Annotated in this window: 10 protein-coding genes and 1 tRNA gene; 8 read left to right on the forward strand and 3 right to left on the reverse strand. The window is 72.1% G+C overall.

Features of this window, described 5'->3' with window-relative positions; all coding sequences use genetic code 11:
- Nucleotides 1-40 precede the first annotated feature (40 nt).
- From gltB to L6241_RS00465, 5 genes are all read left to right on the forward strand, one after another.
- A complete protein-coding gene (gene gltB, locus L6241_RS00445; RefSeq protein ID WP_368244338.1) occupies nucleotides 41-4594 on the forward strand; it encodes a glutamate synthase large subunit in 4554 nt (1517 codons plus the stop codon).
- A complete protein-coding gene (locus L6241_RS00450) occupies nucleotides 4587-6044 on the forward strand; it encodes a glutamate synthase subunit beta (RefSeq protein WP_368244339.1) in 1458 nt (485 codons plus the stop codon). The genes gltB and L6241_RS00450 overlap by 8 nt, the downstream gene beginning before the upstream one ends.
- 98 nt (nucleotides 6045-6142) lie before the next feature.
- Nucleotides 6143-7588, forward strand: coding sequence for a pyruvate kinase (gene pyk / locus L6241_RS00455; protein WP_368244340.1), 1446 nt, complete (start codon nucleotides 6143-6145; stop codon nucleotides 7586-7588).
- Nucleotides 7589-7625: 37 nt separating this feature from the next.
- Nucleotides 7626-7708 (forward strand) — tRNA-Leu (locus L6241_RS00460).
- Nucleotides 7709-7759: 51 nt separating this feature from the next.
- On the forward strand, nucleotides 7760-8368 hold the full coding sequence (locus L6241_RS00465) for an ANTAR domain-containing response regulator (protein WP_123091662.1): 609 nt from the start codon (nucleotides 7760-7762) through the stop codon (nucleotides 8366-8368).
- A gap of 46 nt (nucleotides 8369-8414) precedes the next feature.
- Here the strand turns inward: L6241_RS00465 and L6241_RS00470 are convergent, their stop codons facing one another.
- Entirely contained in the window at nucleotides 8415-9167 is a 753-nt protein-coding gene (locus tag L6241_RS00470) for a DUF554 domain-containing protein (protein WP_229298867.1), read from the reverse strand.
- A gap of 8 nt (nucleotides 9168-9175) precedes the next feature.
- Entirely contained in the window at nucleotides 9176-9532 is a 357-nt protein-coding gene (locus L6241_RS00475; protein WP_368245116.1) for a hotdog fold thioesterase, read from the reverse strand.
- A 208-nt stretch (nucleotides 9533-9740) separates the two neighbouring features.
- On the opposite strand from L6241_RS00475, the gene polA reads away from it, so the two are divergent.
- From polA to L6241_RS00490, 3 genes are read left to right on the forward strand one after another with little or no spacing between them, the layout of a single operon-like run.
- Nucleotides 9741-12416, forward strand: coding sequence for a DNA polymerase I (gene polA / locus L6241_RS00480; RefSeq protein WP_368244341.1), 2676 nt, complete (start codon nucleotides 9741-9743; stop codon nucleotides 12414-12416).
- A 53-nt stretch (nucleotides 12417-12469) separates the two neighbouring features.
- The gene (locus tag L6241_RS00485; protein ID WP_368244342.1) at nucleotides 12470-14026 is read left to right on the forward strand and encodes a hypothetical protein; all 1557 of its coding nucleotides are present in this window, start codon (nucleotides 12470-12472) and stop codon (nucleotides 14024-14026) included.
- 23 nt (nucleotides 14027-14049) lie between these two features.
- Nucleotides 14050-14208 carry a hypothetical protein gene (locus L6241_RS00490; protein WP_191681176.1) on the forward strand — a complete coding sequence of 53 codons (159 nt, stop codon included), beginning with the start codon at nucleotides 14050-14052 and terminating at the stop codon, nucleotides 14206-14208.
- Between the two features lie 45 nt (nucleotides 14209-14253).
- Here the strand turns inward: L6241_RS00490 and L6241_RS00495 are convergent, their stop codons facing one another.
- Nucleotides 14254-15411 (reverse strand): glycosyltransferase family 4 protein, encoded by a 1158-nt coding sequence (locus L6241_RS00495; RefSeq protein WP_318240831.1) that lies wholly within the window; start codon nucleotides 15409-15411, stop codon nucleotides 14254-14256.
- Between the last annotated feature and the right edge of the window lie 32 nt (nucleotides 15412-15443).

Raw genomic sequence — 15443 nt, forward strand, 5'->3', positions numbered from 1 at the left:
CCAGGGCGTCCCCCTCGAGAGATAAGGACGGTGATCGTCGGTGACGACCTCGCCCTTCCACCGCTTCTCAGCGCACCCGGCCGACACGGGGCTCTACCGCCGTGAGGCCGAGCACGACGCCTGCGGCGTCGCCATGGTCGCCACCATGCGGGGGCACGCAGGCCGCGACATCGTCGACCACGCGCTGCTCGCGCTCATCAACCTCGACCACCGCGGCGCGACGGGGGCCGACCCGCTCGTCGGCGACGGCGCCGGCATCCTCACCCAGGTCCCCGACCGCTTCCTGCGCGAGGTCGTCGACTTCGAGCTGCCGGCTGCCGGCGCGTACGCCGTGGGCACCGCCTTCGTCCCGCGCGAGGACGACCAGCGCGCCGAGGTCGTCGCCGCGATCGAGACGATCGTGCGCGAGGAGGGACTCGTCGTCCTCGGGTGGCGCGACGTGCCCGTCGAGCGCGACATCGTCGGCGACATGGCCCGTGAGGTCATGCCGCTCTTCCGCCAGCTCTTCGTGGCCGCCCCGGAGGGCGAGATCACCGGCATGACGCTCGAGCGCCTCGCCTACTGCGTGCGCAAGCGCGCCGAGCGCGAGGCCGACGTGTACTTCGCCTCGCTCAGCTCGCGCACCATGGTCTACAAGGGCATGCTGACGACCACCCAGCTCGAGCCCTTCTACCCCGACCTGCGCGACGAGCGCTTCGAGACCGAGCTCGCGCTCGTGCACTCGCGCTTCTCGACGAACACCTTCCCGAGCTGGCCGCTCAGCCACCCGATGCGCTTCATCGCGCACAACGGCGAGATCAACACGGTCAAGGGCAACCGCAACTGGATGCACGCCCGGGAGTCGCAGCTGACCTCCCCGCTCATCCCCGGTGACATCTCGCGCCTCTTCCCCATCTGCACCCCGGGCGCCTCGGACTCGGCCTCCTTCGACGAGGTCCTCGAGCTGCTCCACCTCAGCGGACGCTCCCTGCCGCACGCTGTGCTCATGATGATCCCGGAGGCCTGGGAGAACCACGAGAGCATGGACCCGGCCCGCAAGGCCTTCTACGAGTTCCACTCGATGTTCATGGAGCCGTGGGACGGCCCCGCCTGCGTGACCTTCACCGACGGCCGGCTCGCCGGCGCCGTCCTCGACCGCAACGGCCTGCGCCCCGGCCGCTACTGGGTGACCGACGACGGTCTCGTCGTCCTCGCCTCGGAGTCCGGCGTCCTCGACCTCGAGCCCGAGCGGGTCGTGCGCAAGGGCCGGCTCATGCCCGGCAAGATGTTCCTCGTCGACACCCAGGAGGGGCGGATCGTCGAGGACGAGGAGATCAAGTCCCGGCTCGCCGAGGCCAACCCCTACGAGGACTGGCTGCACGCCGGCCGCATCATGCTCGCCGACCTGCCGACGCGCGAGCACGTCATGCACACGCCGGCCTCCGTGCGCCGCCGCCAGCAGACCTTCGGCTACACCGAGGAGGAGCTGTCGATCCTCCTCACGCCGATGGCCAAGCAGGGTGGCGAGGCGCTCGGCTCGATGGGCACCGACACCCCCATCGCCGTGCTCTCGAGCAAGCCGCGCCTCATCTTCGACTACTTCAACCAGATGTTCGCGCAGGTGACCAACCCGCCGCTCGACGCCATCCGCGAGGAGCTCGTCACCGCCCTCGGCACGGCGATCGGCCCGGAGGGCAACGCCCTGACGGCCGAGCCCGCCCACGCGCGCCAGGTGATCCTGCCCTTCCCCGTCATCGACAACGACGAGCTCGCGAAGATCGTCCACATCAACGCCGACGGCGACCTGCCCGGCTACGCGACCCTCGTCGTGCGCGGCCTGTACGACGTCAGCGGCGGCGAGGCCGCCCTGCGCGCCCGGCTCACCGAGATCTGCGCGGAGGTCTCCGCCGCGATCGAGCAGGGCGCCCGCTTCATCGTCCTGTCCGACCGGGACTCGGGGCGCGACCTCGCCCCGATCCCCTCCCTGCTGCTCACCTCGGCGGTGCACCACCACCTCATCCGCGAGAAGACCCGCACCCAGGTGGGTCTGCTCGTCGAGGCCGGCGACGTCCGCGAGGTCCACCACGTCGCCCTGCTCATCGGCTACGGCGCCGCCGTCGTCAACCCCTACCTCGCCATGGAGTCCGTCGAGGACATGGTCCGTCGCGGCGTCATCCAGGGGGTGAGCGAGGAGCAGGCCGTGAAGAACCTCATCAAGGCCCTCGGCAAGGGCGTGCTCAAGGTGATGTCGAAGATGGGCATCTCGACCGTCGCGAGCTACCGCGGCGCGCAGGTCTTTGAGGCGCTCGGCCTCTCGCAGGAGCTCGTCGACGAGTTCTTCACCGGCACGGTCAGCCAGCTCGGCGGCGTCGGTCTCGACGTCGTCGCCGCGGAGACCGCCGCCCGTCACTCGACGGCCTACCCGCCGGACGGGATGGCCCTGCCGCACCGTCACCTCGCCACCGGCGGCGAGTACAAGTGGCGCCGCGAGGGCGAGCCGCACCTCTTCGACCCCGACACCGTCTTCCGCCTCCAGCACTCGACGCGGGCCCGGCGCTACGACATCTTCAAGCAGTACACGCAGCGCGTCGACGACCAGTCCGAGCGCCTCATGACCCTGCGCGGGCTCTTCGAGCTCGGCGGCGGCGAGCGGCGCGAGCCGATCAGCGTCGACGAGGTCGAGCCGGTGAGCGAGATCGTCAAGCGCTTCAACACCGGCGCGATGAGCTACGGCTCGATCAGCCAGGAGGCGCACGAGACCCTCGCCGTCGCGATGAACCGTCTCGGCGGCCGGTCCAACACCGGTGAGGGCGGCGAGGACCTCGAGCGTCTCGTCGACCCGGAGCGTCGCAGCGCGATCAAGCAGGTGGCCTCGGGCCGCTTCGGCGTGACGAGCGCCTACCTGACGAACGCCGACGACATCCAGATCAAGATGGCGCAGGGCGCCAAGCCGGGCGAAGGGGGACAGCTGCCGGGCCACAAGGTCTACCCGTGGGTGGCCAAGACCCGTCACTCGACCCCCGGCGTGGGCCTCATCAGCCCGCCGCCGCACCACGACATCTACTCGATCGAGGACCTCGCCCAGCTCATCCACGACCTCAAGAACGCCAACCCGGCGGCGCGCATCCACGTCAAGCTCGTCTCCGAGGTCGGCGTCGGCACTGTTGCGGCGGGCGTGAGCAAGGCCCACGCCGACGTCGTGCTCATCTCGGGCAACGACGGCGGCACCGGCGCCTCCCCGCTCACCTCGCTCAAGCACGCGGGCGGCCCCTGGGAGCTCGGCCTCGCCGAGACCCAGCAGACGCTCGTGCTCAACGGGCTGCGCGACCGCATCGTCGTGCAGGTCGACGGCCAGATCAAGACCGGCCGCGACGTCGTCATCGCGGCGCTGCTCGGCGCGGAGGAGTTCGGCTTCGCGACCGCACCGCTCGTCGTCAGCGGCTGCATCATGATGCGCGTCTGCCACCTCGACACCTGCCCCGTGGGCATCGCGACGCAGAACCCCGAGCTGCGGGCGCGCTACTCCGGTCAGCCCGAGTTCGTCGAGACCTTCTTCGAGTACATCGCCCAGGAGGTGCGCGAGCACCTCGCCGCCCTCGGCCTGCGTTCCGTCGAGGAGGCCATCGGCCAGATCGGCATGCTCGACACGCGTCGGGCCGTCGAGCACTGGAAGGCCGCCGGGCTCGACCTCGCGCCGGTCCTGGCGAAGGTCGAGGCCTTCGACGGCTCCGGCATCCGCCACACGAAGGCGCAGGACCACGGCCTCGAGCGCGCGCTGGACCACCGCCTCGTCGAGATCGCCCGGCCGACCCTGACGGACGGCGCCCCGTCCCGTGGCGAGGTCGAGATCCGCAACGTCAACCGCACGGTCGGCACGATGCTCGGCCACGAGCTGACCAAGCGCTACCCCGAGGGCCTGCCCGAGGGCACCGTCGACATCACCGCGCGCGGCAGCGCCGGCCAGTCCTTCGGCGCCTTCCTGCCGAAGGGGGTCGCGCTGCGCCTCGTCGGCGACGCCAACGACTACGTGGCGAAGGGGTTGTCCGGCGGCCGCGTCGTCGTCACCCCGCCGGAGGGCTCGGCCCTCATCGCGGAGGACAACGTCATCGCCGGCAACGTCATCGGCTACGGCGCGACCTCGGGCGAGATCTACCTGCGCGGTGTCGTCGGCGAGCGCTTCTGCGTGCGCAACTCCGGGGCGACCGCGGTCGTCGAAGGGGTCGGCGACCACGGCTGCGAGTACATGACCGGTGGCACGGTCCTCGTCCTCGGCGCCACGGGCCGCAACTTCGCCGCCGGGATGTCCGGCGGGCAGGCCTACGTCCTCGACCTCGACGACGCGCTCGTCAACACCGAGCTCGTCGACGTCACCCCGCTGCGCACCGGTGACGAGCCGGTCGTGCGCCGGCTGCTGCAGGCCCACGTCGAGCACACCGGCTCGGTCGTGGCCCAGCGGCTCCTCGACGAGGGGGAGGCGGGTCTGGCCCGCTTCTCGCTCGTCCTCCCTCGCGACTACCAGCGCGTCCTCGACGTGCGGGCCGAGGCCGAGGCCGAGGGCCTCGACGCCGACGGCGCGCAGGTCTGGGACCGGATCATGGAGGCTTCCCGTGGCTGACCCCCAGGGCTTTCTCACCACCCGCGAGCGGGAGCTGCCCAAGCGGCGGCCCGTCGAGGTCCGGATCAAGGACTGGAAGGAGGTGTACGAGGAGCAGGAGCTCGCGCAGCTCGAGCGCCAGGCCGGCCGCTGCATGGACTGCGGCATCCCCTTCTGCCACTCCGGGTGCCCGCTGGGCAACCTCATCCCCGAGTGGAACACCCTCGCGTGGAAGGGCGAGTGGCACGACGCGATCGAGCGGCTGCACGCGACGAACAACTTCCCGGAGTTCACCGGGCGGCTGTGCCCCGCGCCGTGCGAGACCGCGTGCGTCCTCGGCATCAACCAGCCCGCGGTGACGATCAAGCAGGTCGAGGTGACGACGATCGAGGAGGCCTTCGGCCGCGGCGACGTCGCCCCGCAGATCCCCGACCGGCTCACCGGCAAGACCGTCGCCGTCGTCGGCTCCGGCCCGGCCGGCCTCGCCGCCGCCCAGCAGCTGACCCGCGCCGGTCACACCGTCGCGGTCTACGAGCGGGCCGACAAGCCCGGTGGGCTGCTGCGCTACGGCATCCCCGAGTTCAAGATGGAGAAGCGGGTCGTCGACCGCCGCCTGGCGCAGATGCGCTCGGAGGGCACCCGCTTCCGCTCCGGCGTCGACGTCGGCGTCGAGATCACCGGCCAGCAGCTGCGCGACCGCTACGACGCCGTCGTCCTGGCCGTCGGCGCGACCGTCCCGCGCGACCTGACCGTCCCCGGTCGCGAGCTCGAGGGCGTCATGCAGGCGATGGACTTCCTGCCCGACGCCAACCGGGTCGCCGTCGGCGAGGAGGCGCCCGGCCAGGTCACCGCCGAGGGCAAGGACGTCGTCATCATCGGCGGCGGCGACACCGGCGCGGACTGCCTCGGCACGTCCATCCGCCAGGGCGCCCGCTCGGTGACGAGCCTGGAGATCATGCCGCAGCCCGAGCAGGAGCGGGTCGCCGGGCAGCCCTGGCCGACCTACCCCTCGCTCTTCCGGGTCGCCTCGGCCCACGAGGAGGGCGGCGAGCGTCTCTACGCGGTGTCGACCACCGAGATCGTCGGCGACGAGCAGGGCCGCGTCAGCGGGCTGCGTCTCACCGAGGTCGAGCGCGGGGCCGACGGCTTCACCCCGGTGCCCGGCAGCGAGCGCGAGCTGCCCGCGCAGCTCGTGCTCCTCGCGATGGGCTTCCTGGGGCCGCAGGCCCAGGGGCTCGTCGAGCAGCTCGGCGTCGACCTCGACGAGCGCTCCAACGTCGTGCGCGACGCCCAGTACATGAGCACCGTGCCCGGCGTCTTCGTCGCCGGCGACGCGGGCCGGGGCCAGTCGCTCATCGTGTGGGCGATCGCCGAGGGCCGCGCCGCCGCGCACGGGGTCGACCACTACCTCATGGGCAGCTCGAAGCTCCCGCGCCCGGTCAACCCGACCGACCGCCCGCTCATGGCCTGAGCAGGCCGGGGCGACCCCCCTTCGCACGACCGCTGACCCGCACCACGCCCTGTGGTGCGGGTCACGTGCGTCCTGCCCCCGGTCGTAGGATGAGGATCATGCGTCGCGCGAAGATCGTCTGCACCCTCGGCCCCTCGACCTCCACCCCGCAGAAGATCCAGGAGCTCGTCGCCGCGGGCATGGACCTCGCCCGGCTCAACCTCTCGCACGGCGACCACGCCGTCCACGAGGCGAACTACCGCGCCGTGCGCGCCGCGGGCGACGCGGCCGGCCGCGCCGTCGGCACCCTCGCCGACCTCCAGGGGCCCAAGATCCGCACCGGGCGCTTCGCCGACGGGCCGATCACCCTCACGCCCGGCCAGCACTTCACCATCACCACCCGCGACGTGCCGGGCGATCAGCAGGTCGTCGGCACGACGTACGCGGGCCTGCCCGGCGACGTCAGCGCGGGAGACCGCATCCTCGTCGACGACGGCAAGATCTCGCTGACCGTCGAGGAGGTCACCGAGACCGACGTGCGCTGCGTCGTCGTCTACGGCGGGCCGCTGTCGAACAACAAGGGGATCAACCTGCCCGGCGTCGCGGTCTCCGTGCCCGCCCTGTCGGAGAAGGACGAGGACGACCTGCGCTGGGCCGTGCGGCTCGGGGTCGACTTCGTCGCGCTGAGCTTCGTGCGGAGCGCCCGCGACATCGACCGAGTGCACGAGATCATGGACGAGGAGGGAGCCCGCTTGCCCGTCATCGCCAAGATCGAGAAGCCCCAGGCCGTCGAGGACCTCGACGCGATCGTCGACGCCTTCGACGGGATCATGGTCGCCCGTGGCGACCTCGGCGTTGAGATGCCGCTCGAGGAGGTCCCGCTCGTGCAGAAGCGCGCGGTCGACATGGCCCGCCGCAAGGCCAAGCCCGTCATCGTCGCCACCCAGGTGCTCGAGTCGATGATGGAGAGCAGCCGTCCGACGCGGGCCGAGGCCTCCGACGCCGCGAACGCCGTCCTCGACGGCGCCGACGCGCTCATGCTCTCCGGCGAGACCGCCGCGGGGAAGTTCCCCATCGAGGCCGTCACCGTCATGGCCCGGATCATCGAGAGCACCGAGGTCAACGGCCTCGAGCGCATCGACCACCTCTCCGGCATGGGCACCGCCCAGGGCGCGGTCATCACCCGCGCGGCGGCGGAGATCGGCACCGAGCTCGACGTCAAGTACCTCATCGCCTTCACCCAGACCGGCGGCTGCGCGCGTCGGCTGGCCCAGCTGCGGCCCGCGCTGCCGACGCTCGCCTTCAGCCCCACCCAGAGCGTGCGCTCCCAGCTCGCCCTCGTGTGGGGGATCGAGACCTTCCTGACGCCGCCCGTGACGAGCACCGACCAGTACGCGATGATGGTCGACGAGATCCTGCTCGACGCGGGCCGGGTCGAGGAGGGCGACAAGGTCGTCATCGTCGCCGGCTCCCCGCCCGGCATCCCGGGGTCGACGAACGCCGTGCGCGTCCACCGCATCGGCGACGCCCGCAACGGCGTCGCGAGCGCCTACCGCATGATGTAAGCCGCCGGGCGCCCCGGTAGGCTGCCAACCGCCCCCCGCCGGGGTGGTGGAATGGCAGACACGAGGCACTCAAAATGCTTTGCCCGCGAGGGCGTGCGGGTTCAAGTCCCGCTCCCGGCACCCGCTCCACCCCGTCCCCGAGTCCGTCGAGACACGACGAGTGAGGTCACCATGAGCTCCACCGAGACCAGCGCCACCGGCTCCTCCGCCCTGCGGATCCTCATCGCCGAGGACGAGGCGTTGATCCGTACCGACCTCGCCGAGATGCTCACCGAGCAGGGCTACGAGGTCGTCGGCCAGGCGAGCGACGGCCAGCAGGCCGTCTCGCTCGCCGAGCAGCTGAAGCCCGACCTCGCGATCTTCGACATCAAGATGCCCGTCATGGACGGTCTCGCCGCGGCCGAGGCCGTCGGCGGCCAGCGCATCTGCCCGGTCATCATGCTCACCGCCTTCAGCCAGAAGGAGCTCGTCGAGCGCGCCCGTGACGCCGGCGTCATGGCCTACGTCGTCAAGCCCTTCAGCGCCTCCGACGTCCTGCCGGCCATCGAGGTCGCCAGCTCGCGCTGGTCCGAGCTCAAGGCGCTCGAGTCCGAGGTCGCCGACCTCGGCGAGCGTCTCGAGACCCGCAAGGCCGTCGAGAAGGCCAAGGGCGTGCTCATGAAGAAGCTGAAGATCTCCGAGGCCGAGGCCTTCCGCTGGATCCAGAAGACCGCGATGGACCGCCGCATGGGCATGCGCGAGGTCTCCGACGCCGTCGTCGCCGGGATGGACAAGGCCTGAGCGAAGGGGGACCCTCGGGTCCCCCTTCGTGCGTCCGCCCGCAGCCTCAGCGCAGGACGACGACGAGCTGGGTGAGCAGGGGCGCGACGAGGAGCGCGGGCAGCATGTCGCCCACGGGGATCTCGCGGATGCGCAGCAGCCGCAGGGCGATGCCGACGAGGACGAGCCCGCCGGTCGCGGTGAGCGCGAGGATGTGCGGCTCGGGCAGCACGGAGCCGAGGAGCACCCCGGCGAGCGTGAGGGCGCCCTGCACGACGAGGACGCTCACCGCCGAGAAGAGCACCCCGACGCCGAAGGTCGAGGCGAAGGCGAGGGCGGCGAAGCCGTCGAGCACCGACTTGAGGGCGAGCTTGTCGATGCCACGGCCGAGCCCGTCGTCGAGGCTGCCGAGGATCGTGAGCGGCCCGACGCAGAAGAGCAGGCTCGCGGTGAGCCACCCCTCGACGAAGCGCTCCCTCGACTCGTGGCTCGTGCCCCCGCGCCCCACGGCCCGCTGCACGGTGCCGGCGACGCGCTCGAGACGCTCCTCGATGCGCAGCAGCGAGCCGATGATGCTGCCGACGAGCAGCGAGCCGAGGACGACGAGCACGGGGGCGCCCGAGCCGAGGGCATCGCGCAGCACCGGCGAGGTCACCTCGACCGCCGACAGGCCCGCCATGAGGAGGGTGACGAGCCCGAGGCTGTCGGTGACGACGTCCCGGGTGCGCTCGGGCAGGCGGCCGCCGACGAGCATGCCGAGCCCCCCGCCGACGAGCACGGTGAGCACGTTGAGCGCGGTGCCGAGACCGACGAAGGTCATCTCGGGGCTCAGGCGCCGGGAGGGGCGTCGCGCAGCATGCAGGTGATGCGCGAGGTGCACACGCGGCGGTGCTCGTCGTCGGTGATGACGACCTCCCAGGCCGCGACGGAGCGACCGAGCGAGAGCGGCGTCGCGACACCGACGACGTGGCCGGAGCGGGCGGCGCGGTGGTGCGTCGCGTTGATGTCGAGCCCGACGGCGATGCGTCCCTCGCCGGCGTGCAGCGCCGAGCCGATCGACCCGAGGGTCTCGGCGAGGACGACCGAGGCGCCCCCGTGGAGCAGGCCGTACGGCTGGGTGTTGCCGAGGACCGGCATGCGCCCGACGACGCGTTCCGGCGTGGCCTGGAGCAGCTCGATGTCCATCCGCTCGACGAGCGTGCCGCGCCCGGTGGCGGCGAGCTGCTCGCGCTCCTCGTCGGTGAGCGGGGGGAGGTCGGCGAGGGGGTTCTCGGGCACGGTCGGGCTCCTTGGGCGGCGGCGCGGCAACGGGTCGGACCGGGACAGACTACGACCGCGGGCGCGGCGACCCGGACACCCTTCGGTGTCACCCCCACCACCTAGGGTGGTGGCCGTGAGCCGACTTCTCCTCCTCGACGGGCACTCCCTGGCCTACCGCGCGTTCTTCGCCCTGCCGGTGGAGAACTTCTCCACGAGCACCGGGCAGCACACCAACGCGGTGTACGGCTTCACGGCGATGCTCATCAACGTCCTGCGCGACGAGCAGCCGACCCACGTCGCCGTCGCCTTCGACATCTCGCGCCAGACCTTCCGCAGCGAGCAGTACGCGGAGTACAAGGCGACCCGCTCGGCCACCCCCGGCGAGTTCCAGGGCCAGGTCGCGCTGGTGCGCGAGATCCTCGACGCCCTGCGCATCCGGCACGTCGGCATCGAGGGCTTCGAGGCCGACGACGTCATCGCCACGCTGACGACGATGGCGCGCGCGCAGGACATGGACGTCGTCATCTGCACCGGCGACCGCGACGCCTTCCAGCTCGTGAGCCCCCACGTCTCCCTGCTTTACCCCGTGCGCGGGGTCTCCGAGGTGTGGCGGATGGACCCCGAGGCGGTCGAGACGAAGTACCTCGTGCCGCCCGAGCGCTACAGCGACCTCGCCGCCCTCGTCGGCGAGACGAGCGACAACCTGCCGGGCGTGCCGGGCGTCGGCCCCAAGACCGCGGCGAAGTGGCTCGGCCTGTACGGCGACCTCGAGGGCGTCGTCGCCCACGCCGACGAGATCAAGGGCAAGGCGGGGGAGTCCCTGCGGGCCCACCTGCCCGACGTCCTGCGCAACCGGCGGCTCAACCACCTCCTGCGCGACCTCGAGCTGCCGGTCGAGATCGCCGACCTCGAGCGGGCGTCCTGGGACCGCGAGGAGGTCCACCGGGTCTTCGACAGCCTCGAGTTCCGTGTGCTGCGAGACCGTCTCTTCGAGACCTTCGAGACGACGACCGACGAGGTGAGCGGCGGTCTCGAGGTCCAGGGCTCGGTCCTCGCCAGGGGCGAGCTCGCCCCGTGGCTGCAGGAGCACGCGAGCGGGGACGCGCTCGTCGGCCTCGACGTCGTCGGGTCCTGGAGCCGGGGGAGCGGTGAGGTGAGCGCGTTCGGCCTGTCCACCGGCGAGGGCGAGGCGGCCTGGGTCGACGTCGTCGACCTCGACCCGCGCGACGACGCCGCCCTCGCGGCCTGGCTGGCCGACCCGACCCGGCCGAAGGCGATGCACGACGCGAAGGGGCCGATCCACGCCTTGCGGGCCCGCGGGTGGGTCGTCGACGGGCTGACCGTCGACACCGCCCTCGCGGCCTACCTCGTGCGGCCCGACCAGCGCTCCTACGACCTCGGCGACCTCGTCGTGCGCCATCTCGGCCGTGAGCTGCGCGTCGAGGACAGCGGCGACGCCGACCAGGGCCAGCTCGACTTCTCCGCCGACGACGACGAGGCCGCCCAGGCCTCGATGGTCCGGGCCCGAGCGGTCGTCGACCTCGCCGCCGTGCTCGTCGACCAGGTCGAGCAGACGGGTGGCACCGAGCTGCTGCACGGCGTCGAGCTGCCCCTCGTGCACGTGCTCGCGGCGATGGAGCAGGCCGGCATCGCCGCCGACCGTGAGGCGCTGACCACGCTCGAGGCCGACTTCGCCGACAAGGTCGCGCAGGCCCAGCAGGACGCGTGGGAGGCGATCGGCGACGAGCAGATCAACCTCGGCTCGCCCAAGCAGCTCCAGGTCGTCCTCTTCGACACCCTCGGACTGCCCAAGACGCGCCGGACGAAGACCGGGTACACGACCGACGCCGAGGCGCTGGCCGACCTCTACGTCAAGACCGAGCACCCCTTCCTCGAGGCGCTGCTGCGCCACCGCGACGCCGCTCGGCTGCGGATCACCGTCGAGGGGCTCATCAAGTCCGTCGCCGACGACGGGCGCATCCACACGACCTACCAGCAGACGATCGCCGCGACCGGGCGGCTGTCCTCGACCGACCCGAACCTGCAGAACATCCCGATCCGTACCGAGGAGGGCCGACGCATCCGTGAGGTCTTCGTCGTCGGACCCGACGCCGAGTGCCTGCTCTCGGCCGACTACAGCCAGATCGAGATGCGGATCATGGCCCACCTGTCCGGCGACGTGGGGCTCATCGAGGCCTTCCAGTCCGGCGAGGACCTCCATCGCTTCGTCGGCTCGCGCGTCTTCGGCGTGGAGCCCCAGGACGTCACCCCCGAGATGCGCAGCAAGGTCAAGGCGATGAGCTACGGCCTGGCCTACGGGCTGTCCGCCTTCGGCCTCTCGCGCCAGCTGACGATCAGCGCCGGCGAGGCCAAGGCCCTCATGGACGAGTACTTCGAGCGCTTCGGCGGGGTGCGCGACTACCTCCAGGAGATCGTCGTCCAGGCCCGCGCCACCGGGTATACGGAGACGATGCTCGGCCGTCGGCGCTACCTGCCCGACCTCACGAGCTCGAACAGGCAGCGTCGTGAGATGGCCGAGCGGATGGCCCTCAACGCCCCCATCCAGGGATCGGCGGCCGATGTCGTCAAGGTCGCGATGCTCGGTGTCGACACCGCGCTGCGCGAGCAGCGGCTGAGCTCACGGGTGCTCCTGCAGGTCCACGACGAGCTCGTCGTCGAGGTCGCCCACGGCGAGCGCGAGCAGGTCGAGGCGCTGCTGCGCGAGCAGATGGGCCGCGCCGTGCCGATGGACGTCCCGCTCGAGGTGAGCATCGGCTCGGGGCGGTCGTGGCACGAGGCCGCGCACTGAGCCCGAGCGACCCCAGCGCATCCGGTCGAGGCCGCAGGCCGGCCGCCCGCTGGGTGGCCTGGGTCGTCGCCGGGGTCGTCTGCGTGCTGTACTTCGCCGGGACGGCGCGCCCCGGGTACCTGCTCGTCCGAGACTTCGTCACGGTGCCCGACCCGGTCCTCGGCGCGGCCGCTCTCGGACGCGACGGCGCGGCCCCCCGGGCGGTCCCGCTCGACGCGATCACCGCCGTCCTCGACCCCGTCGTGCCGGCAGCGCTGCAGCAACGACTGCTCCTCGTCGGGTCGGTCCTCCTCCTCGGGGCAGGCGTCGGGATGCTGGTCCGCTCGAGGGGATGGCCTGCGGTGGTCACCGCGACCGTCGTCGCGACCTGGAACCCGTACGTCGTCGAGCGTCTGCTCCTCGGGCAGGCGCCAACCCTGCTGGGCGTCGCCGCGCTGCCGTGGCTCGTCATCGCGTGCCGTCCTGGCCCGTACCGGTCACAGCTCGCCCGAGCGCTGCTCGCTGCCCTGCCCGCTGCTCTCACGCCCTTCGGCTCCGTCCTCGCAGTAGCGACCCTGGCCCTCGTCACGACCGCCACGAGCGGTGCGCGGCGAGCCGCCGCGGTCGCCCTGCCGAGCCTGATCCTCTGCGTGCCGTGGGTCGTCCCCGCGCTCGCCGGCGCACCGACCCGCTCTGCCGCCCAGGGGGCCGACGCCTTCGCCGCCCGGCAGGACTCCGGGCTGGGGCTCGTGGGATCCGTGCTCACCTGGGGCGGCATCTGGGCACCGGGAGCCCACCTGTCCTCGCGGGCTGAGGTCGTGCCGATGCTCGCGGCATTGGCTCTCGTCCTCGTCGTCGCAGCCTCCGCGATCCTCGCTGTGCGAGGGGGTGGACGGCGGGCCGCGGCATTGGTGCTGGCCTGGTCGGTGCCCCCGGTCCTCGTCCTCGCCCTCGCCACGCCGGTGGGTCTGTCGGTCATGGAGGTCCTCCAGCAGGTGCCCGGGCTGGCGCTCTTCCGGGACACCCACCGCCTGCTCGGGGTGAGCGTCGTCGGGGGAGCGGTACTCGCCGGTCTCCTCGTGGCGCGGACGACCCGGTCCTTGTCCCCGCCCGCAGTGACGGCTGCAGTCGCCCTGATCGTGTCCGTGGTCGTCACGACGGTGCCGGACGGCCCGCGCCGTCTCCACGCCGCCTACACGCCGGTCGCCTTCCCGTCGGAGTGGGCAGACGCCGTGAGCTCGGTGCCCGCGGAGTCCCGGCATGTGCTCGTCCTGCCGTGGCAGGCGATCCGCCCACCTCTGCCGGGCGGGCGCGTGCCCTTCCTCGACCCCGTCCCGCGTGCCCTCGAGCCACCCACCGTGACGTCGCGTGACCTCGTCGTGCGGCGCGCCGACGGGCCCGTGCTGGTACCGGAGGGCGAGCCGGAGATCCGCCTCGACGACCCCACGCAGGCCCGGCGTGCCCTGGACTCGCGGCAGATCGACGTCGTGTGGTGGTGGGGCGTCCCGGAGAGCGAGCCGCCCCCGGGATTCGTCACGGTCCACGACGGGTCGCAGATCACGGTGTGGCGTCGCGGTGGCGACCCTCGGTCGCAGTTACCGCGTGGTATCCTGCGACCGTCCACAGACTGATCGGGAGGATTAGCATGACTTCGGTGACCGCCGTCATCGCCAGCGTCGTCATCGGTGTGCTCGCGGCCGGAGGGGCGACCTACGCCGTGCTCGGCTCGTCCGCGCCCGACGACAAGACCGCCGTCGAGCAGGGGCCGACTGCCCCGGTCGCGCCGGAGGACCTCCTCACCTACGGGGACTGATCGTCGGGAGGTCTAGGGCCGCCTGATGCTCCAGCGGCCCTACCTCTACCCCACGTGACTGCCGCGAGCGCCGGAGGTGCTCGCGGCAGTGCTGTGCTCGCCCTGCGGGTGACTGCCGCGCAGCAACGCGTCCCAGGCGTCGACCGTCTCCTCCCACGTGAATCGGCCGGCATGCTGGGCTGCTCGGCGCCCCATGGCCTCACGCCGAGACTCGTCTCCCAGGAGCTCGTCGACGACGCGGACCATCTGCGCGAAGGACCGCACGAGCACCCCGGACTCTCCGTCGACGATGGACTCGGACAGACCCCCGGCGTCGTGATAGGCGACGGTCGGGACCCCGTGGCTCGCTGCTTCGACCACGCAGAGTCCCCACCCCTCCTTGATGCTCGGGGCGAGAGCGACCCAGGCCGCCGCGAGCTCGGCGTGCTTGTCGGGCTCGGGCACGAAGCCCAGGACGTCGACGACGTCTGCCGCGCCGGTGGTGCGCGCGTGCTCGAGGATGCGCTCGTGCCACCACCCTTCGCCGATGACGCGCAGCCGTAGACCGGGGTAGGTGGACCTCAGCGCGTTCGTCACGTCGATGGCCTGCTCGACGCGCTTGTGGGGCACGAGGCGACCGAGGACGACGAGGGTCGGGTGCGGCGACCGGGCGAGGGTCGTCCGCAGGGGCCGGTCGGTCCCGTTGTGGATCACGCAGACGTCGGAGACGTCCACCCCGTGCTCGCCGAGCTCCTCGCGAGTGCGCTCGGAGACGGCGACGTGCTCCCTGCCCCGCTGCAGCCTCGGGAGGAGCCGCGACTCCACGTACCAGCCCAGCCGTGCGGTGAGCGGACCGAAGACGACCGGCCACTGCTCCTTGTGCACGTGGTGGACGAGCACGACGACCCGTCGGCGGCGCAGCAGAGACGCGCCGAAGGACAGCCCGTTCTGGGTGTCGATGACGACGTCGAAGTCTCCGGCCCGGCGTTCCTCCCTCCTCAGGGCCATGAGCCCGAGCGGGTACACGGTCTGGCGCCCTCCGTGCCGGCGGACGGTGAAGCCCCGACGCGTCTCCGCGGCCGCAACGCCGTCGACGTGCGCGCAGAAGAGCGTGACGTCGTGCCCGCGAGCGGCAAGACCGGCGCAGACCTCTTCGGCGTAATGCTCGGCCCCGCCACCGTCCGGGTGGCTGGTGTCACGCCAGTTGAGGAATGCGATGCGCACGAGCACCCCGTCCTTCACCTAGGATCTGGCCC

It is taken from the genome of Janibacter sp. Y6, from assembly GCF_040900765.1.
In the GTDB taxonomy this organism is placed as follows: domain Bacteria; phylum Actinomycetota; class Actinomycetes; order Actinomycetales; family Dermatophilaceae; genus Marihabitans; species Marihabitans melonis.

Excerpts from the sequence above, each read along its gene's own strand:
- L6241_RS00465 (WP_123091662.1), top strand. The coding sequence starts at position 7,760 with ATGAGCTCCACCGAGACCAGCGCCACCGGCTCCTCCGCCCTGCGGATC.
- L6241_RS00475 (WP_368245116.1), bottom strand. The coding sequence starts at position 9,532 with ATGGACATCGAGCTGCTCCAGGCCACGCCGGAACGCGTCGTCGGGCGC.
- pyk (WP_368244340.1), top strand. The coding sequence starts at position 6,143 with ATGCGTCGCGCGAAGATCGTCTGCACCCTCGGCCCCTCGACCTCCACC.
- L6241_RS00470 (WP_229298867.1), bottom strand. The coding sequence starts at position 9,167 with ATGACCTTCGTCGGTCTCGGCACCGCGCTCAACGTGCTCACCGTGCTC.